Annotated in this window: 21 protein-coding genes; 13 read left to right on the plus strand and 8 right to left on the minus strand. The window is 71.8% G+C overall.

All coding sequences use genetic code 11. The features are described from left to right. Positions 1-96: 96 nt before the first annotated feature. Together NQ707_RS07340 and NQ707_RS07345 are read left to right on the plus strand one after the other, a co-directional pair. Positions 97-1218, plus strand: a complete 1122-nt coding sequence (locus NQ707_RS07340) for an alpha/beta hydrolase (protein WP_064725746.1) — start codon at positions 97-99, stop codon at positions 1216-1218. Positions 1219-1383: 165 nt separating this feature from the next. Beyond that, positions 1384-2772: an MFS transporter gene (locus NQ707_RS07345; RefSeq protein ID WP_081046115.1), complete on the plus strand. Its 1389-nt coding sequence runs from the start codon at positions 1384-1386 to the stop codon at positions 2770-2772. A gap of 82 nt (positions 2773-2854) precedes the next feature. Here NQ707_RS07345 and NQ707_RS07350 read toward each other — a convergent pair whose 3' ends face one another. Next, complete coding sequence (locus NQ707_RS07350; protein ID WP_196826274.1) at positions 2855-3361, minus strand: PTS glucose transporter subunit IIA; 507 nt, start codon at positions 3359-3361, stop codon at positions 2855-2857. Between the two features lie 137 nt (positions 3362-3498). On the opposite strand from NQ707_RS07350, the gene NQ707_RS07355 reads away from it, so the two are divergent. Beyond that, a complete protein-coding gene (locus NQ707_RS07355) occupies positions 3499-4266 on the plus strand; it encodes a DeoR/GlpR family DNA-binding transcription regulator (RefSeq protein WP_058731460.1) in 768 nt (255 codons plus the stop codon). Between the two features lie 25 nt (positions 4267-4291). Here NQ707_RS07355 and NQ707_RS07360 read toward each other — a convergent pair whose 3' ends face one another. Beyond that, a complete protein-coding gene (locus NQ707_RS07360) occupies positions 4292-4420 on the minus strand; it encodes a hypothetical protein (protein WP_260007669.1) in 129 nt (42 codons plus the stop codon). A 330-nt stretch (positions 4421-4750) separates the two neighbouring features. On the opposite strand from NQ707_RS07360, the gene NQ707_RS07365 reads away from it, so the two are divergent. The 6 genes from NQ707_RS07365 (at position 4751) to NQ707_RS07390 (ending at position 9926) form a co-directional block, all read left to right on the plus strand. Further along, a complete protein-coding gene (locus NQ707_RS07365; RefSeq protein ID WP_100463512.1) occupies positions 4751-6274 on the plus strand; it encodes an aldehyde dehydrogenase family protein in 1524 nt (507 codons plus the stop codon). Positions 6275-6339: 65 nt separating this feature from the next. Next, entirely contained in the window at positions 6340-7359 is a 1020-nt protein-coding gene (gene adhP / locus NQ707_RS07370; protein ID WP_224799946.1) for an alcohol dehydrogenase AdhP, read from the plus strand. Continuing rightward, the gene (locus tag NQ707_RS07375; RefSeq protein WP_100463515.1) at positions 7359-7850 is read left to right on the plus strand and encodes a DUF779 domain-containing protein; all 492 of its coding nucleotides are present in this window, start codon (positions 7359-7361) and stop codon (positions 7848-7850) included. Before adhP ends, NQ707_RS07375 begins: the two co-directional genes overlap by 1 nt. An 85-nt stretch (positions 7851-7935) precedes the next feature. Continuing rightward, entirely contained in the window at positions 7936-8373 is a 438-nt protein-coding gene (locus NQ707_RS07380) for an acyltransferase (RefSeq protein ID WP_109562240.1), read from the plus strand. Next, positions 8280-8690 carry an acyltransferase family protein gene (locus NQ707_RS07385; RefSeq protein ID WP_375542990.1) on the plus strand — a complete coding sequence of 137 codons (411 nt, stop codon included), beginning with the start codon at positions 8280-8282 and terminating at the stop codon, positions 8688-8690. Before NQ707_RS07380 ends, NQ707_RS07385 begins: the two co-directional genes overlap by 94 nt. A gap of 330 nt (positions 8691-9020) precedes the next feature. Next, a complete protein-coding gene (locus tag NQ707_RS07390; protein WP_260009780.1) occupies positions 9021-9926 on the plus strand; it encodes a hypothetical protein in 906 nt (301 codons plus the stop codon). 24 nt (positions 9927-9950) lie between these two features. On the opposite strand, the gene NQ707_RS07395 is transcribed toward NQ707_RS07390, so the two are convergent. The 4 genes from NQ707_RS07395 to NQ707_RS07410 all read right to left on the minus strand — a co-directional run bounded on the left by NQ707_RS07395 (position 9951) and on the right by NQ707_RS07410 (position 13603). Then, entirely contained in the window at positions 9951-10910 is a 960-nt protein-coding gene (locus tag NQ707_RS07395) for an SGNH/GDSL hydrolase family protein (protein ID WP_279752176.1), read from the minus strand. 35 nt (positions 10911-10945) lie between these two features. Continuing rightward, positions 10946-11980, minus strand: a complete 1035-nt coding sequence (locus tag NQ707_RS07400) for an alpha/beta fold hydrolase (protein ID WP_404435271.1) — start codon at positions 11978-11980, stop codon at positions 10946-10948. Between the two features lie 143 nt (positions 11981-12123). Further along, positions 12124-13023 carry an MFS transporter gene (locus tag NQ707_RS07405; protein ID WP_207483734.1) on the minus strand — a complete coding sequence of 300 codons (900 nt, stop codon included), beginning with the start codon at positions 13021-13023 and terminating at the stop codon, positions 12124-12126. Next, positions 12920-13603: an MFS transporter gene (locus NQ707_RS07410; protein WP_217995722.1), complete on the minus strand. Its 684-nt coding sequence runs from the start codon at positions 13601-13603 to the stop codon at positions 12920-12922. Before NQ707_RS07410 ends, NQ707_RS07405 begins: the two co-directional genes overlap by 104 nt. A gap of 361 nt (positions 13604-13964) precedes the next feature. Between NQ707_RS07410 and NQ707_RS07415 the strand changes: the two genes are divergently transcribed. Both NQ707_RS07415 and NQ707_RS07420 read left to right on the plus strand, forming a co-directional pair. Next, positions 13965-14237 carry a hypothetical protein gene (locus tag NQ707_RS07415; protein WP_404435273.1) on the plus strand — a complete coding sequence of 91 codons (273 nt, stop codon included), beginning with the start codon at positions 13965-13967 and terminating at the stop codon, positions 14235-14237. A gap of 76 nt (positions 14238-14313) precedes the next feature. Further along, complete coding sequence (locus NQ707_RS07420; RefSeq protein ID WP_058730979.1) at positions 14314-15114, plus strand: trimeric intracellular cation channel family protein; 801 nt, start codon at positions 14314-14316, stop codon at positions 15112-15114. Between the two features lie 22 nt (positions 15115-15136). Here the strand turns inward: NQ707_RS07420 and NQ707_RS07425 are convergent, their stop codons facing one another. Continuing rightward, positions 15137-15616, minus strand: coding sequence for an asparaginase domain-containing protein (locus NQ707_RS07425; RefSeq protein WP_224799943.1), 480 nt, complete (start codon positions 15614-15616; stop codon positions 15137-15139). 193 nt (positions 15617-15809) lie between these two features. On the opposite strand from NQ707_RS07425, the gene NQ707_RS07430 reads away from it, so the two are divergent. Together NQ707_RS07430 and NQ707_RS07435 are read left to right on the plus strand one after the other, a co-directional pair. Beyond that, positions 15810-17381, plus strand: coding sequence for an MFS transporter (locus NQ707_RS07430; RefSeq protein ID WP_404435276.1), 1572 nt, complete (start codon positions 15810-15812; stop codon positions 17379-17381). Positions 17382-17526: 145 nt separating this feature from the next. Beyond that, a complete protein-coding gene (locus NQ707_RS07435; RefSeq protein WP_224799941.1) occupies positions 17527-18489 on the plus strand; it encodes an aldo/keto reductase in 963 nt (320 codons plus the stop codon). 173 nt (positions 18490-18662) lie between these two features. On the opposite strand, the gene NQ707_RS07440 is transcribed toward NQ707_RS07435, so the two are convergent. Next, positions 18663-18923 (minus strand): SemiSWEET family transporter, encoded by a 261-nt coding sequence (locus tag NQ707_RS07440; RefSeq protein WP_058730982.1) that lies wholly within the window; start codon positions 18921-18923, stop codon positions 18663-18665. Positions 18924-18997 lie beyond the last annotated feature (74 nt).

An 18997-nucleotide genomic window follows, 5' to 3' on the forward strand; every position in this document is an offset into this window, starting at 1 on the left:
CGGGGACGCGAGGTCGCTGTCGATCCGGCGGGGCCGCGACGCCGGTCCCCGGGCGCATCGGCCCGCCGCGGTCGACTGCGTCGGGTCCTCGGCGCGGTGCTCTGCGCGCTCGCGGGCATCCCCGCCGCCCTCGCCATCGTCCCGGCGGCGGAGCAGGTGCCCTTCGCCCTCTCCGTCCTGCTGCCCACCCTGGCACCCTTCCTCGCGCCGGCCGCGCTGCTCGGGGCGGGGCTCGTGCTCTCCGGGATGCCGGCACGCCGCCGCGTGCGGGTCGCGTCCCGGATCCGCGATCTGAGCACCCTGGCCCTGGCGGTGCTGGGCGCGGTGGTTCCCGGGGCCGCCTACGGCGCCGTCGTTGTGACCGCTGAGCGCGCCGGGGCTCCCGTGGACCTGGTCCGCACGCTCGCCCCGGGGTCCATGACCGCGCCCCCGGATCGCACGATCCCCGCTCAGGATGAGGTCCACGGTCGGCTGCAGATCTGGACGCCGCCCGGCGGGGCCCAGCACGCCCCGATCCTGTTCGATGTGCACGGCGGCGGCTGGACCACCGACGCGCAGATGCAGGCCACGCTGCGGGATCTGGCCCAGCGCGGCTGGCTCGTGGTGCGCCCGGAGTACCCGCTGGCCTCCCCGGGGCACCCGACCTGGCAGGAGGCGCCGCGCTCCCTGGCCCGCTCCTACGCCTGGGTGGCCCGCCACGCGGGCACGCTGGGCGGGGATCCCCGGCGGATCTCGGTGTTCGGCGACTCGGCCGGCGGGGACCTGGCGGTGAATCTGGCGGATCGGATCGCGGCGGGGACCCTCGATGGGATCGACGACGCCGCCGCCCTGCCGGTGCCGCGCGCCGTCGTCGCCCTGTATCCCACGGTGGACGTGGCCGCGGTGCAGCGGGTCCGGGCCCTGGGGGCCGGGAAGGCCGCGGAGGAGTTCGTCGGCGGCACCCCCGCGGAGCCTCCCGAGCGCTACCAGACCCTGGATGCGCGCACCTGGGCGACGCGCGGTGACCCGCCGACGCTGATCATCCGCGGCGGAGCGGACACGTTCGTGCCCCCGGATTCGGTGCGGGACTTCGTCGCCGCGGCCCGCGCCCGGGGAGCCGCGGTCACGGATCTGCGGGTCCCGCTGGCCAATCACGCCTTCGACGCTCAGGCGCGCGAGTCCGCGGGCTACCAGCTGGTCACAGGAGCCGCCGAATGCTTCCTCTCCGAGCACGGCTGAGGTGCCTTCCCCCGCGGTCGCCGAGCCGTCACCCGCGGGGGCTCTGAGGGGCTCAGACGCCACGCCGGTGACGGCTCGGCGCGGGGTCAGTCGGCGTCGGTGACGTGGATTACTCTGAGGGAAGTATTCTGAGGCGAATATCTCTCATCGGATCGAGGAGCTGCCATGTCCCCCGTGGAACCTTCCCGCCGAACCCCCGAGGAGGCCCCAGTCGAGTCCGAGGCTCGACGGCATCCCGGACCGGGCTCCGCCGATCCCGGCGCGGGCTCCACCGCGAGCGTCGTGAAGTCCATCCTCGCCGCCTCCAGCGGCAACCTCGTGGAGTGGTTCGACTTCTACATCTACGCGTTCTTCAGCGTGTACTTCGCGCCGCTGTTCTTCACCGGCACGGGAGAGACCGGGGCCTTCGCGAAGTCCGCGGCCGTGTTCTTCGTCGGCTTCCTGATGCGCCCGATCGGCGGGTACGTGTTCGGGCGGGTCGCGGACCGATACGGCCGCAAGACCTCGATGCTCGCCTCGATCCTGCTGATGTGCGCCGGGTCGCTGTGTCTGGCCATGCTGCCGACGGCGCAGACCATCGGGGCGGCCGCGCCGTGGCTGCTGCTGCTCGTCCGCTGCGTGCAGGGCCTGTCCGTGGGCGGGGAGTACGGCTCCACCGCCACGTACATGTCCGAGGTCGCCACCGCCGGCAAGCGCGGGTTCTTCTCCTCCTTCCAGTACGTCACGCTGATCGGCGGACAGCTGCTGGCCAGCCTGCTCGCGGTGATCATGACCCACACCCTCGGTGATGACGCGATCACCGCCGGGTGGTGGCGCCTGCCCTTCGTGATCGGGGCGCTGGCCGCCGTCGTGTCCCTGTGGCTGCGCTCCGGGCTGGCGGAGACGACGACGTCCGAGGAGCGGCAGCGGCGCACCACCGGCCGGTTCCTGACCATCCTGCGGGACTACCCGCGGGCGTTCTGGGTGGTCCTGGGGATCACGAGCATCGGCTCGCTGACCTTCTACGTGTTCACCACGTACATGCAGAAGTATCTGATCAACACCGGCGGGTTCGCCAAGGGGGAGGTGGCCGATGCGATGACCGTGTGCCTGCTGCTGTATCTGCTGATGCAGCCGGCGGCCGGGTGGCTCTCGGATCGGATCGGGCGCAAGACCTCCATGCTGATCTACGTGCTCGGGATGATCGTGCTGGTGGTGCCGCTGCTGACGCTCATCGGACGGTCCTCCTCCCTGGTCACCGCCTCACTGCTGGTGCTCGTGGCGATGCTGTTCCTCAGCCTGTACACCTCGATCTCCGGGATCGTGAAGGCGGAGATGTTCCCCGCGCACGTGCGCGGGCTCGGGGTGGGCTTCACGTATGCGATCGGCAACTCTCTGTTCGGCGGGTCCGCAGAGTATGTGGCGCTGTTCCTGAAGGAGCAGGGTTTCGCGGGCGTCTTCCCGTGGTACGTGGTGGTCGTGGGGGTGCTGGGCCTGGTCGCGGTGCTGTTCATGCACGACAACCGGAGCCATTCGACCCTGGACCACCCGGAGTCCAGCGCCTACGGGCGGTAGGGAGCGTGCGGAATCGCCGAACCGTCACGCGCGGGGGTTCCGGGGCGCTCAGATGCCACGCAGGTGACGGTTCGGCGCGGGGTCAGGCGGCGGTGAGGCGGACCAGCGGCGTCGAACCGGCGGTGGCGTGCGCGGTGCCGAGGCTGATCGCGGTGCCCTCGGGGCGGGCGGTGATGACCACGGGGGAGAGGGTGGAGCTGGCCTGAGCCTCGAGGATCTCCAGATCGGCTCGGCACAGCGGCTGTCCGGCGGTGACCCGCTGCCCGTCCGCCACCAGCGGGATCACCGCCGGGGCCTGTGCGCGGCAGCTGTCCGTGCCCACCAGCACGAGGATCTCCAGGGGGCTGCCGCCCAGCGTGTCCTCGGAGCGGATCCAGTAGGCGTGCGGGCTGCGCGGGCTGGTGCGCACGACGCCGTCCAGGGGTGCGACGAACAGCCCATCCTCCGGGGCGACGGCCACGCCCGGGCCCAGCACGCGGCGGGCGTGCAGCAGATCCGGCACCTTGGACAGGGAGACGAGGTCCCCGGAGGCGGGAGAGAGGAGGGTTGCGGTGGTGTTCCGGTTCAGGGTTCGGGTGCGCTTGAACATGATCGTTACCTTTCGCTTATGCTCAGAAGGAGCGTAGAACGAAAGCTAGTGATGTGCAACGATCACGAACGAAACCACGTGGGGGGTGGAGCCCGTCGCCCCGCGATCGCTGGGCGACGCCGGTATCCTGGGGAGCGATGAGAGCTCAGAGCACGGACTTCGCCGAACAGCGCCGCCGCAAGATCGCCGACCTGGTCCGACGCGCCGGCAGCGTCCGGCTGGCCGACCTCGTGCAGCCCTTCGGCGTCAGCGAGCCCACGCTGCGCAAGGACCTCACCGCCCTGGAGCAGGAGGGACTCCTGCGACGCACCCATGGTGGAGCGATCGCGATCGAAACCAGACCGCAGTCCACCAATGACGCCAGGAAGGCCCGCCACATCGAGGCCAAGCGGGCGATCGCCGCGTGCTGCGCGGAGATGGTGCAGGAGGGACAGTCGGTGTTCCTCGATTCCGGCACCACGATCGAGGTGCTCGCCGAGCATCTGGAGCGGGATGCGGTGAACGTGCTGACCAACTCGATCGGCGCGGCGATGGCCGTCGCGGAGCGCCCCGGCCTCCGCCACACGCTGCTCGGCGGGGAGTACAAGCGGGTCGGCGGCTCTCTGAGCGGGGCCATCACCGTGGAGACCCTCTCCCGCTTCCATGTGGACACCGCGTTCATCGGGGTCAGCGGCATCACCCCGCAGGGGATCTTCACTGTGGATGTGGCCGAGGGGTATGTGAAGCAGGCGGCGATCCAGGCGGCACGGCGCGTCGTGGTGCCCCTGGACACCTCCAAGGTGGGATACCAGGATTTCTACCACCTGGCGGCCCTGGGCGTCATCGACGACATCGTCACCGAGGCGCCCCATGAGGACCTGGCCCGCTGGTGCGCGGAGCACGGGGTGCGGCTGCACGCCGCATAGCCCTGCGCCCCGCGGGGAGACGGGGTCAGCTGCCGCGCCGCTCCTGCGCACCGCCGGAGATCTGCTGCTCGGCGGCCTCCTCGGTGGTCTCGCCCTGGCCGGGCTCCTCCTCGGAGGCGGTGTGCTCCAGGTCGTCCTTCGTGGGATCGGGCATGACGGGCTCCTTCGGTGGCTCGAGGCGCCCCGGATGGGGTGCCGCTTCCAGCATGGCCCATCCCGACGCCGCGGACCAGGGTGATCGCCCTGCGGGAACGCATCCTCCCGCCCCCGCCGCCCCGCCCGCTCCCGGATCGACACTCCGCAGTGCATGAGTCCGCCGCTCCGCTCGGCGAAATCCCGAATCCGCCGCAAGTCCGGTGGCCGGGGGGTCGAGCCATGAATCCGCTCCGTCTGTTCGGATCGCGCACTCCGCTTCACATGAGCCCGAAGGGTGACTAGCATCACCCATGGGTGCGATGAGGCGCCCGAAGACGGAGGAGATCCCATGACCGTGTACGCGAATCCCGGCACCGACGGCTCGCTGCTGACCTTCAAGGACCGCTACGAGCACTTCATCGGCGGTGAGTGGACGCCGCCCGCCAAGGGCCGGTACTTCGAGAACGTCACCCCGGTGACCGGGAAGGTCTTCTGCGAGATCGCCCGCGGCACCGCCGAGGACATCGACGCCGCCCTGGACGCCGCCCACGCCGCCGCCCCCGCCTGGGGCCGGACCGCCCCCGCCGAGCGGGCCGCGGTGCTGCTGAAGATCGCCGAGCGCATGGAGCAGAACCTGGAGATGCTCGCCGTCGCGGAGACCTGGGACAACGGCAAGGCCGTGCGGGAGACCCTGGCGGCGGACCTGCCGCTGGCCGTGGACCACTTCCGGTACTACGCCGGGGCGATCCGCGCCCAGGAGGGGCGGCTGTCCCAGATCGACGAGGACACCACCGCCTACCACTTCCACGAGCCGCTGGGCGTGGTCGGGCAGATCATCCCCTGGAACTTCCCGCTGCTGATGGCGGTGTGGAAGCTGGCCCCCGCGCTGGCCGCCGGCAACGCCGTCGTGCTCAAGCCGGCGGAGCAGACCCCGGCCTCGATCCTGGTGCTCATGGAGCTGATCGGGGACCTGCTGCCGGCCGGCGTGCTCAACGTGGTCAACGGCTTCGGGGTGGAGGCCGGCAAGCCCCTGGCCTCCTCCCCGCGCATCGCGAAGATCGCCTTCACGGGGGAGACCACCACCGGCCGGCTGATCTCCCAGTACGCCTCGGAGAACATCATCCCGGTGACCCTCGAGCTCGGCGGCAAGAGCCCCAACATCTTCTTTGAGGACGTCATGGACCGGGAGGACGCCTTCTGGGACAAGGCCCAGGAGGGCTTCACCCTGTTCGCCCTGAACCAGGGGGAGGTGTGCACCTGCCCCTCCCGGGCCCTGGTGCAGGAGAGCATCGCGGAGGGGTTCCTGGAGGCCGTGGTGGCCCGCACCGAGCGGATCCGGATGGGCAACCCGCTGGACACGGACACGATGATGGGCGCCCAGGCCTCCAGCGACCAGCTGGAGAAGATCCTGTCCTACCTGGACATCGGGCGGCAGGAGGGCGCCGAGGTGCTCACCGGCGGGGAGCGGGCCGTGCTCGACGGCGAGCTGGCCGACGGCTTCTACGTGCAGCCCACCATCTTCCGGGGGGATAACTCGATGCGGATCTTCCAGGAGGAGATCTTCGGGCCCGTGGTCTCCGTGGCCACCTTCGCCGATTACGACGACGCGATCTCGATCGCCAACGACACCCTCTACGGGCTGGGGGCCGGCGTCTGGTCCCGCAGCGGCAACGTCGCCTACCGGGCGGGCCGGGCCATCCAGGCGGGGCGGGTGTGGGTGAACAACTACCACGCCTACCCCGCGCACGCGGCCTTCGGCGGGTACAAGTCCTCCGGCATCGGCCGGGAGACGCACCTGATGATGCTGGACCACTACCAGCAGACCAAGAACCTCCTGGTCTCGTACTCGGAGGACGCGATGGGCCTCTTCTGAGGCGAGCACGCCCCTCCCCGAGCACCCCTGGAACCCTTTCACGACGATTCGAAGGAGAATCCCTGATGAGCACCATGACAGCAGCCGTGGTCGGCGCCTTCGGCGAGGAGCTGGACGTCACCGACGTCGAGCGTCCCACCCCCGGGCCCGGACAGGCCCTGGTCAAGCTGATCGCCTCCGGCGTGTGCCACACGGACCTGCACGCCAAGGACGGCGACTGGCCGGTCAAGCCCACCCCTTCCTTCATCCCCGGCCATGAGGGCGTGGGCGAGGTGGTGGCCCTCGGCGAGGGGGTGGCGGACCTGCAGGTCGGCGACCTGGTGGGCAACGCGTGGCTGTGGTCGGCCTGCGGTCGCTGCGAGCACTGCCAGACCGGCTGGGAGACCCTGTGCGAGGAGCAGGTCAACGGCGGGTATTCGGTGGACGGCTCCTTCGGCGAGTACATGCTGGTGGACGCGGACTTCGCGGCCCGCATCCCCGAAGGCGCCGACCCGTACGAGGTGGCGCCGGTGCTGTGCGCCGGGGTGACCGTGTACAAGGGCCTCAAGCGCACCGAGGTGAGGCCCGGCCAGTGGGTCGTCATCTCCGGGATCGGCGGTCTGGGGCACCTGGCGGTGCAGTACGCGGTGGCGATGGGGATGCGGGTGGCCGCGGTGGACGTCGCCGAGGACAAGCTGGCCCTGGCCCGCCAGCACGGGGCGGAGCTCACCGTCAACGCGATGTCGGGGGATCCGGCCGCGCAGATCCAGGAGGCCACCGGCGGGGCGCACGGGGTGCTGGTCACCGCGGTGCACCCGGACGCCTTCCGGCAGGCCATCGACATGGCCCGCCGCGGCGGGACCATCGTGTTCAACGGCCTGCCCCCGGGGGAGTTCCCGGCGCCGATCTTCGACATCGTGCTCAAGGGCCTGACCATCCGCGGGTCGATCGTCGGCACCCGACGGGACATGGAGGAGGCCCTGGACTTCTATGCCCGCGGCCTGATCCATCCGACCTTCTCCAAGCGCCCGCTGCAGGACATCAACGGGATCTTCGACGAGATGCACCACGGGAAGATCGAGGGTCGTGTGGTGATCGAGTACTGATGCCGGCCCACGACGACGCCCGCCCGGCGTCCTGCGCTGTGAACGGCACCGCGAACGGCGCCGCGCCGGGTGCCGGGCCTGATGCCGGCCCCGGGCGGGAGGTCATCGAGGCTCGCCCCGCCGTCGCGGGGGAGACCGCCTCCCGCGTGGCCTTCACACGGGAGGCGGTGGCGCTGCTGCAGAGCCTGTGGGAGATCCACGGGCCGCTGATGTTCCACCAGTCCGGCGGGTGCTGCGACGGCTCCTCGCCCATGTGCTTCCCCGCCGGGGAGTTCCGCACCGGCGCGGCGGACGTGCTCCTGGGCGAGCTGGACCTGCCGGACGGGAGCGGCGGGGCGCTCGGGCCGATCGGGTTCTGGATGTCCCGCGAGCAGTTCGAGTACTGGAAGCACACCCACCTGACGGTGGACGTGGTGGACGGGCGCGGCTCCGGGTTCTCCGTGGAGGCCCCGGAGGGCAAGCGCTTCCTGATCCGCAGCCGCCTGCTGTGACGGCTCGCCCGGGTTAGAATCGGCGACGGCGTCGGGTGGCCCCGCGCTCCCCTTTCGCATCCCCGTCTTCGCCCCTCGAGGATCCATGATCCCCTCCTCCCCCAGCGACCGCCCCGCCCCCGCAGGCTCCGACGTCACCGATTCCGAGACCGCCGTGCTCCCCGCGGGTCCCGACGCCACCGCCGCGAGCTCGCCGGCCCGCCGCTTCCACATCAGCGGCCTGGACGCCCTGCGGGCGATCGCGGTGCTCGCCGTCGTCGTCTACCACGTGGACTCGGCTCTGCTGCCCGGCGGCTTCCTCGGGGTGGACGTGTTCTTCGTGGTCTCGGGTTTCCTCATCACCACCCTTCTGCTGCGCGAACGCGCCCGCACCGGCGGATCGACCTGCGCGGCTTCTGGGTCCGGCGGGCCCGGCGCCTGCTGCCGGCGCTGCTCGTGGTCATCACCGTGTGCTGCGCGGCGTCCCTGCTGGGCGGCCCGGATCTGCGGGTGCACCTGGACCGGCAGGTCCTCGGCGCGCTGACCTTCTCCACCAACTGGCTGGAACTGGCCGCGGGCGGCTCCTACTTCCACCACACCGCCCCCGTGCTGTTCATGAACTTCTGGTCCCTGGCCGTGGAGGAGCAGTTCTACCTGGTCTGGCCGCTGCTGTTCCTCGGGATCATGGCCCTGAGCCGCCGCCCCGCCCCGCGCATCCTCCTGGCCCTGGCCGGGGCCGTCGCCTCCGCGGCGCTGATGGCCGGTCTCTACGTCCCGGGCGAGGACCCCACCCGCGTCTACTACGGCACGGACACCCACGCCTTCGGGCTGCTGCTGGGCATCGCCCTGGCCTTCGCCTGACAGCTGGGCCGGGGCCCGGCCGCCGGCCTGCTCGCCCGGCGGGCCCCCGCCCTGGGGCTGCTGGGGGTGGGGACGCTCGTCGTCGCCGTGTGCTTCGCGGTCTTTGCCGAGGGGGCCGCGGCCACCTACTGCGGGGGGCTGGTCCTGGTCAGCCTCGGCGCCCTGGCGATGATCGCCAGCCAGCTCGGCCCGGCCCCGGCCCCTCGTATGGGTGGGGCGCCGCTCCTACGGGATCTACCTGCGGCACTGGCCCGTGCTGAAGATCCGAAACGACCTGGCGCCCACCGGCGTCCGCACCCCCCGCGTGGTGGGGGGGTGCAGGCCGCGGCGGTGGCGCTCACCGTGGTGCTGGCCGCCGTCTCCGAGCGGTGGATCGAGCAGCCCGTGCGCCGCCGCGGCTTCCGCGCCGTCCTGCTCGGGGCGGCCACCGTGCTCAGCGCCGGACTGGCCGCCATCGGCTCGGCCGACGCCCGGCGCACGATGTCGTCTCGCCTGCGCGCCGCCCTGGCCGGCGGGCTGGTGGGGGTGCTGCTGTTCGGCACCGCCGCGGTCGCCGTCGTCACCGCCCCGCAGCGCAGCCAGGTGGAGCAGGACGTGGACGCCGCCCAGCAGGCCATGGCCGAATCCCAGCAGAAGGCGCGCGAGCGGGCGAAGGAGCGGGCCGAGCAGCGGGCCAGCGCCGCCCCTTCGGCCAGCGCCTCCGCCACCCCCTCCGCCAGCCCGACGCCGAAGGGATCGCAGTGCGCCTCCCCCAAGCCCGAGGACATGACGTTCATCGGGGACTCCCTGATCGCCGTCTCCGCGCCCGGGCTCATGCAGCAGTTCCCGGGGGCGGTGATCGACGGGGTGCCCAACCGCAAGTGGGACGAGGCCGAGGGGCTGGTGCGCTCGCACCTGGATGACGGCACCCTCGGGCCCTGCGTGGTCCTGGACTTCGGCACCAACGGCGGCATCCCCGAGCCCGGGGTGCTGGACCGCGTGGTGGACATGATCGGCCCGGACCGCGACGTCGTGCTGGTGACGATCTACGGGCAGTCCACCTTCATCGAGGCCGCCAACCAGCTGCTGTGGGATCAGCCGAAGAAGCGGCCGAACGTGCGGATCGCGGACTGGTACGCGATCGCCTCCACCCGCCCGGACCTGCTGCAGTCGGACCTGACCCACCCCAACATCCCCGGCGGCACGGTCTTCGCCGAGACCATCGAGAGGGCCTTCCAGGGGTTCGGGAAGCGCTGAGCCCGGCCCGGTCGGGCTGCCCGGTCAGGCGGGCTGCCAGTCCTCGGCCGGGCCCTGGGCCAGCCCCAGCAGCCACCGCGCCAGCATCCGGTGACCCTCGGCGTCGGGGTGCAGCCCGTCCGCGCGCACCCGCTCGGGGTGGCCCTCCAGCACCGGCCAGGGATCCAGGTGGTCCCGGTGGGTCTGCCGCGCCCACGCGGCCAGGCGCTCGCGGTGCTCCCGCACCAGGGTCGGGTCCACCTCGTGGCCCAGCACGGTCCGGACCCGCTGGGCGTCCAGCCACGTGGGGCCCAGGACCACCGGGCGCATACCCTCGGCCTCCAGGTCGGCGCACAGCCGCTGCACCAGCTCCACCAGCTCCCGCGGGGAGGTGCCGTCCAGCAGCAGATCGTTGATCCCCGCGCTGATCAGCACGGTGTCGGCCCTGCGCGCGGTGAGCTCCGGGAGGATGTGCTGGGCGATCCGGCGGATCGTGGTGCCCGGGTAGGCCAGCTGGTACAGCCGGTGCTCGGCTTCCTCGCGGCCCACGTGCCAGGCGCCCAGGGCCGCCGCCCACCCGCCGTCGAGACTGGCTCGGCCGTAGGCGATGGAATCCCCGATCACCGCGATCCGCTGGGCGACGGCCAGCGGGTTCGCGCTGAGGTAGGCCCACGCGGGCCGGGTCTCGGTGGCGCCGGGGGTGCGGGTGAGGGTGCGGCGCCGGGCGTAGGCGGCCACCTCGTAGGCGTCCGCCGCGGCCAGCTGCTGCGCGTCCAGGGGCAGCAGAGCCCCGGCGACGCTGCGGCGGATCCGGCGCACGGCACCGGGGTGCACGTCCTTGCCGCTGGCCGCGATCACCGCCGGATCCAGGATGGGCACGTCGACGACGTCGTGGTCGGCCAGCTCCGTGGGCTGGGCGTGCACGGTGTGCCCGAACAGGTGCTCCTGGACGCGGGGGTTGAGGAGGGTTCCGAAGGAGAAGACGGGGAGGTCGGTGCTGCTCATGCTCCCATTCTGCGCCGCGGACCCGTGGGAAGGGGCTAGAGCCGCCAGGGGTGCGGGGTGTAGGCCCGGCGCCCGGGCAGGCAGCCGGCCAGCGCGCGGATCTCGGCGGCCACCTGCTGCGCGGCCAGCACGGGCAGCCCCGCCCCGTCGACCCCGGGCAGGATCACGTGGCGGCCGTGGCCGGTGGCCCCGGCGCGGCGGGCGTGGGCCGCGGTCAGGGCGGCGCGCAGCCGGGCGGGCTGGCGGGCCTCGCGCCGTCCGGCGGAGATCACCGTCACCGGGATCCGGCCGAGCTTGGGGGACTGGTCCAGCCAGCCGCGCAGGGTCTCGTCGAGGGAGGCCCGCAGCTGCGCGGAGGCCGTCCGGCTGGCGGCGTCCCAGCCGTCGGCGGCCAGGTCCGCGCGGACGTCCTCCGGCAGCAGGTGCAGGCAGCGTCCGTGCCGCGCGAGGGCCGCGAGGCGGCGGGCGGCGTCTGGGGTGCCGGACAGCGCTGCGGCCCACCGGGGGCGACGCCGCTCGGAGAGGCCGCGGCGCGGGCTCTCCGGGCTCTCCGGGCTCATCAGGCTTCCCAGGCTCACCGGGCCGAGCCGGCACTGGGTCGGGGCGGGGCCCAGCTCGTCCACGGGATCCACCAGCACCAGTCCGGAGATCCGCTCCCGACGCCGGGCGGCCACCGCGCGCACCACGGGCCCGCCGGTGCCGTGCCCCACGAGGACGAAGGGTCCGGGGCCGAAGTGCTCGAGCAGATCCTCCAGGTCCGCGGTCATACGCTCCAGGGTCCACGGGGCAGCCGGGCGGCGACCCGATCCGGCGGAGCGGCCCAGCCCGGTGCGGTCGTAGACCACGGTGCGGGCGGAGACGCCGACGGTGCGCTGCACGAGCGCCCACATCGAGCCGGTGTCCGCCGCGTCGGCCTCGACGATGACGGTGGGGCGGGGACACACGGCCCCGGCGGCCTCGGCCGCACCGCAGCGGGGGCCGTCGATGACCATGGCGCACAGCTCGCGCCCGTCCCGGGTGGTGACCCATTCCCGGCGGCCCTGGCTGTGTCTGGCGCGTGCCCGCAGCATCGTCGGCGCTGACCTCCTCGCCGGGCCCGGGGGCCCGGTGTCTCCGAGCCTGCCCTCCCGGGACGCTGAGGCCATCATAACCCTCGGGGAAGGGGTTGGCGAGGTGGGGCCGGGGCGGATGTCCGGGCGGGCGTCCGCGCTGGTCAGCCCGCGGTGGGCGCCTTCTCGCGGGGCTGCTGCGCGGCCTGGACCCGGCCGTTGAGCTCGGCGACGTGCTCGGGGGCCTCCTCGGGGCGGGCCACGGCCGGCGTCGACCCCCACAGCGGCCGTCCGTTGGACTCCGGGGTGAAGCGCAGGGAGATGAACCCGATGACCCCGGTGATCATCAGGTAGTAGGCCGGCCACATGAGGTTCTGGGTCTTGCCCACCAGGGTCTCCATGACCACCGAGGTGGTGCCGCCGAACAGCGAGATGGAGATGTTGAAGGCGATGGACAGGGCCCCGGCGCGCAGGGCGGTGGGGAACAGGGAGGGCAGGGTGGAGGGCATGGTCGCGCTGAAGCAGATCAGGGACAGACCCATGATGAGCAGGCCGAACAGGGTGCTCAGCGTCCCGTCCGCGCGGATCAGCAGCAGGGCGGGGACGGCCAGCAGGATCAGCGCGGCGGAGCCGGTCAGGGCGACGGCGCGCCGGCCCACCCGGTCCGAGAGCCACCCGAGCACGGGGATCAGCGCCAGGCACACGGCCATGACGATGATCTGCAGGATCTGGGAGGTCAGCTCGGAGACGGCCCCGCGCCCGCCCTGCATGCTCGCCATGATCGGGATGTAGGAGGGCATGTAGGCGGTGAGCATGTAGTTGGCGACGTTCCAGGCGATCACCAGGCCGCAGCACACGAGCATGTTGGGCCAGAGCCGGAAGGTCTCCTTCAGCTGGGCGCCCACGCGGTGCTCCTCCTTCGCCGCGGACTTCTTCTCCATGGCCTCGAAGGCGGGGGTGTCATCCAGCTTGGAGCGCAGGTACAGGCCGACCACGCCCAGGGGCAGGGCGACGTAGAAGGGCACCCGCCAGCCCCAGGCCAGCATGGCCTCGGGGCTGAGCACCCCCGGACATGATGGTGGCCAGGGAGGCGCCGAGCAGGTAGCCGGTGAAGGTGCCGGCCTCCAGCATGGAGCCGAGCAGGCCGCGGCGTCGGTCCGGGGCGTATTCGGCGATGAAGGTCATGGCGTTGCCGTACTCCCCGCCGGTGGAGAAGCCCTGCAGCAGCCGGCACAGCAGCAGGAAGGCCGCCCACAGCCCGATGGAGTGGTAGTCCGGCAGGCAGCCGATGAGGAAGGTGCCGGCGGCCATGAGCAGCATGGTCAGCGCGAGCACCCGGTTGCGCCCGATCCGGTCCGAGAGCGGGCCGAAGAACATCCCGCCCAGGGGGCGCACGAGGAAGGCGACGGCGAACAGCCCGGCCACGAGGATGCTGCCGAGCACGCCGTCGGTCTCCGGGAAGAAGACGGTCTTCATGGTCAGCGAGAGGTAGCCGTACACGCCGAAGTCGTACCACTCGGTGATGTTGCCGATGGCGGCCGCCGCGATGGCGCGCTTGATGACGGGCGGTTCGGTGACGGTGACGTCCTCGACCTCCCAGTGCCGATGCTGCTCCTGCTGCGAGGGTCCGGCGACCATGCTCATGCCCTTTCCGTTCGATGCCGCGGGCGCCGCCGGTGGGTCGCGTCCGGCCAGGGATCGGGGCGGCGCGGCGGTGGTCCCCTCGGGCGGCCCTGCGGTCGGCGGGATCGGCAGATCATCACCGTACTGATCTTCTGGCTTCTCGATCCTACAGCGCAGAGGGAAGCTAAGTACCTGCGAGGGTCGTGGTTCTGGACACGCCGCCGCGGTGGGGCCGGGAGCCGTCGCGGACCTGGCCGCACCCGCCCGTCTTGACCGGGCCGCACCCGGCCCGCATGCTGGATTCCGGCCCCGCCCGCGGGATCCGGTGCCTGCGCCGCCCGCACCCCGGCCGGGCCCGCCATCGCACCCCGAGGAGTCCGCCATGATCCCGCTCGCCGCCGCGTCCCCGCTGGCGCTGTCCCCGGGGGAGCTGACCATCGGGATCCTCGCCCTGATCTGTGCGGTCCTGTTCCTGGTCGCCCTGGTGGTGGTGGGCAGGTCCCGCCGCATCGATCCGATCGGCAAGCTCGGCTACCTCGTGGTCATGCTCGCCTTCCCCCTGGTCGGCCCGCTGTGGACCCTGTGGACCGTGCGCGGCAAGTCCCGGCCCGACGCCGCGCAGACCGACGACGTCGACCCCCGCCCGCGTCTCTGACCTGGGCCGCGCGCCGAATCCTCTCGACCGACCGCCCCGACCAGACCGACCGCCCCGACCCCGAAGGAGACCGCCCGTGGAGCACTGGGACCCCAGCGTGATGTTCCGGACCGTGGACATCGCGGCGGTGGCCGCCAACGGGCTGCTCGGCGGCGCGGTCGCGCGGGCCTTCCGCTTCGACATCGTCGGCTTCGTCATGCTCGCGATCGTCTCCGGGATGGGCGGGGGCATGATCCGCGACGTCCTGCTCAACTCCGGGTTCCCGGTGGCCCTGACCGACGCCGGGTACTGGGTGGGAGTCCTGGCCGCGGCGGCGGTGGCCTACACCATCGATCTGGGGTCCCGGTGGGCGGATCGGCTGCTGATCGTCCTGGACTTCGTCGGCATGGGGGCCTGGACGGCCACCGGCACCCTGAAGGCCCTCGGGCTGGGGCTGCACTGGCTGCCCGCCGTCGCCCTGGGGGTCACCACCGCGGTGGGCGGCGGGGCCATCCGGGACATCATGGTCAACCGCATCCCGGCGGTGTTCGGCGGGAACTCCCTCTACGCGACGATCGCGGTGATCGGGGGTGCTGAGATGGTGGTCTTCCAGGAGCTGCTGCACCGGCCCAACGTGGGCATGGGTGTGGCGATCGTGACCTGCGGGGTGCTGGGGATCCTGTCCCGCTGGCGCAACTGGCGCCTGCCGGCCCCGGTGGATCTGACGGTCCCGCGCCCCAAGCTGCGCCTGGGGCGGCGTCGGATCCGCCGGGGCCCGCTGAAGGAGCAGGGCTGGACCCCGGGGGAGCCGCTGACCCGCAACCTGGAGACGGTCACCCCGGAGCAGATCCGCCGGCATCGGCGCCGCCGCCGACGCCGCGTGCGCGACCGCGCCTGAATCCGCCGGACTCGCCGGACCCTCAGCGGTCCACGAACACCCCGCGCGCCCGGTCCTTGGCCACGGTGCCCGCCGGGAAGACCCGCCCGGACATCGCGAGGTACACCCCGGGGTCCAGCAGCTGCGCGGCGGTGACGGCCGAGCCCACGTTGAACGGGGCATCCGTGATCCTCATGCAGGAGGGCTGCATCGCCCCGGTGAGCACCACCGTCTTCCCCGCGACGGCCTCCGGATGGGCGAGCAGGTGCTCGGCGGTCTCGGTCATCGTGTCCGTGCCGTGGGTGATGACGATGCGCGGGGTCTCGGCCGCGGCCACCGCCTCGGTGAGGATGCGTCGGTGCTCGGCGGTTATGTCCAGGGAGTCCACGGCGAGCACGCCGCGCACCGCGGTGCGCAGGTTCGTGGCGGCCTGCTCGAGGATCGGGCCGACGGTGGGCTCGTGGATCTCCAGCTGACCGGCGGTGGAGTAGATCTTGTCGATCGTGCCGCCGGTGGTCAGCACCAGCAGGTCGGGGGGCGGCGGCGTCGGCGGGCAGTGCGGACATGGGTCTCCTTCGGGAGCGGGGTGGGACCGGACCAGCGTAGACCAGCCCGGGGGCGCCGTGAATTCCCCCACGAACCGAGGATCTGCATTGCATCGCTCAGCAGAAGGAGTACTGTAGTCCGGGTTTGTCGACCGGAAAGCATACTTACTGATGAGCCGAACCCATCCCTCACCCGACCATGTGGCGCTGAGCCCCGACGACATCCACGTCGTGGACCAGCCCGAGATGAAGAAGGCGCTGCGCGCGACCCTCCTGGGCAACTTTATGGAGTGGTTCGACATCGGCGTGTTCGCCTACGTCATGACCTACATCGCCGCGGTGTTCTTCCCGCTGCCGGAGCCGTGGGGCCAGCTGGCCACCTTCGCGACCCTGGCCGTGACCTTCGTCGTGCGGCCCTTCGGCGGCCTGGTCCTCGGACCCCTGGGCGACCGGATCGGGCGCCGGGCGATCCTCGCGTTCACGATCATCATGATGTCCCTGGGCACCTTCCTCATCGGCTGCCTGCCCGGCTACTCCGCCTGGGGCCTGGCCGCGCCGATCCTGCTGATCCTGCTGAAGTTCGTCCAGGGCTTCTCCACCGGCGGCGAGTACGCCGGGGCCGCGACCTTCATCGCCGAGTACGCCTCGGACCGGCGCCGCGGCTTCTGGGGCTCCTTCCTGGACCTGGGCTCCTACCTGGGCTTCGCCGCGGCGGCCGCGCTGGTGACCGTCGTCGAGCTGGCCACCACGGACGAGCAGATGCTGGCCTGGGGCTGGCGCATCCCGTTCTGGGTGGCCCTGCCGCTGGGGCTGATCGGGCTGTACATGCGCAGCCACATCAAGGAGTCCCACGCCTTCGAGGCGCAGAGCGAGCAGGTCGCCCAGGATGAGCGGGAGATGGAGAAGACCGGCATGTGGCGCCAGATCGGCTCCCTGATCCGGGACTTCTGGCCGCAGATCCTCATGGGCACCGCCCTGGTCATGTGCGCGCAGGTCGTCGGCTACGCCGTGACCACCTACATGCCCACCTACCTCACCGAGACCCTGGGCTACGACACCCTGCACGGCAACGCCCTGCTGATCCCCGTGCTGATCATCGTCTCTGTGGGCCTGCCGCTGTTCGGGGCCCTCTCGGACCGCATCGGGCGCCGCCCCGTGATGATCACCGGCTGCGTCGTCGGCATCCTCGCCGCGATCCCCGCGTTCCGCCTGATGATGCTGGGCCACACCTGGTCCACGTTCCTGGGGCTGCTGATCATGGGCGTCATCATGATGTTCCAGGTCTCCGTGCAGGCCTCCGCCCTGCCGTCGCTGTTCCCCACGGACCGGCGCTACACCGCGATGGGCCTGATGTTCAACGTGGCCGTGGGGCTGTTCGGCGGCACCACCGGGCTGGTCATCTCCGCGCTGCAGAACCTGTTCGGCACCGAGATGATGGGCGCGTACTACATCATGTTCGCCTGCCTGGTGGGCGGCATCGGCGTGTACTGCATGAAGGAGTCCTCCGGACGCAACCTCATCGGGTCCATGCCCGCTGTGGAGCACGAGGAGGAGGCCCAGGAGGTCGCCGCCACGATCCACGAGAACGAGAAGTACGACCTGTCGACCATGCCGATCGACATCTCCCAGATCCGCACCGACGGCGACGCCGCGGCGTCGTCCGCGGCTGGCCCGTCCGCTGGGACGGGTGCCGGGTCGGGTGCGGCCGGCGGCTCCGGGCAGGAGGCCGCCGGGGTGCGCTGATCCACCCCACGCCGGGTTCGTCCCGGCAACCGCGGCACGGGACCGGCGGAATACCTCTTCCGCCGGTCCCGTTGTGCGTAGGTGACGATGACGACGCCCCGCCGGCACGGCGGAGGCGTCGTGAGCCTCGAGACAAGGAGTCCCCATGACCGAGCGCAACGACATCCCCCGCACCGACCTGTCCGTGTTCCCCCTGAACCTGGGCGGGAACACCTTCGGCTGGACCTCGGATGAGGAGCAGTCCTTCGCCGTGCTGGATGCCTTCGTGGCCGCCGGCGGCAACTTCATCGACACCGCGGACGTGTACTCCGCGTGGGCCGAGGGGCACTCGGGCGGGGAGTCCGAGGAGGTCCTGGGCAAGTGGCTGGCCGCCCGCGAGAACCGCGAGGACGTGGTCATCGCGACCAAGGCCGGCCAGCACCCGGAGCACTCCGGGCAGAGCCGCGAGGCCGTGCTCGGGGCGATCGACGCCTCCTTGGAGCGGCTGCAGACCGACCACGTGGACCTGTACTACGCGCACTTCGACGACGAGTCCGTGACCATCGAGGAGCAGGCCCGCGCCTACGACGAGGTCGTGCGCGCCGGGAAGGCCCGGTACGTGGGCCTGTCCAACTACTCCCCGGACCGGATGCGCCAGTGGTTCGAGTTCGCCAAGGCCGAGGGGCTGGCGGTGCCGGTGGCGATCCAGCCGCAGTACAACCTGCTGCACCGCAAGGACTACGAGCAGGGCTACCGGGAGATCGCCCAGGAGTACGACGTCGCCGTGTTCTCCTACTTCTCCCTGGCCTCCGGCTTCCTGACCGGCAAGTACTCCTCCGCGGAGGACCTGGAGGGCGCGGCCCGCAAGGACTTCGTGACCACGTACTTCTCCGAGACCGGGATCGAGCCGGGCCTGAAGGTCGTGGAGGCCCTGAAGCGGGTGGCCCTGAACCACGACGTCGAAGTCACCACCGCCGCGCTGGCGTGGCTGCTGGCCAAGGGCGTGACCGCCCCGATCGCCTCGGCCCGCACCCCCGAGCAGCTCGAGGCCCTGGTGGCCGCCCCCGGCGTGAAGCTGATCCAGGCCGAGGTGGACGCCCTGGACGAGGCCTCGGAGTCCTTCGCCTGATCCCTGGCCCGGGTGGCCGGGCCGCGTGAGATGCGGGGTTCAGATCCCACCGCAAAACTGGAGATCCTTCCCATAACGGGACGTGACACGTCCCGTTATGGGAAGGATGTCCAGTTTTAGGGGAGGAAGGGCATGCTTCTGCACCGGGTCGGCCGGGTGCGGGTGCCCCGCGGTCAGAACAGCGCGGTGGAGAAGGCGAGCAGGCCGAAGACGATGCCGGGCATGTTGGCCACGGCCAGGGGCCAGTCCCGCGGGGAGTAGAGCATCCCGTAGATGACCCACAAGGTGCAGTTGATGGAGGCGACCAGCGGCTGGATCCAGTCGCCCTTGTCGCCCTCCAGGTTGCCGATGATCTGCGGGATGTAGGCCACGTACATGGCCACCGACATGCAGGTGGCCACCCATCCCAGGGTCGCGAGCTTCTTGTCCTCCACGGGTCCACCGCTTCCGTCGTCGTCAGTGGACGCCGGTCGGCGCCCTCGCAGGAGCTTAGCGCGCCGCTGGACCG

The organism is Rothia sp. BD8 (assembly GCF_044878465.1).
Lineage (GTDB): Bacteria > Actinomycetota > Actinomycetes > Actinomycetales > Micrococcaceae > Rothia > Rothia kristinae.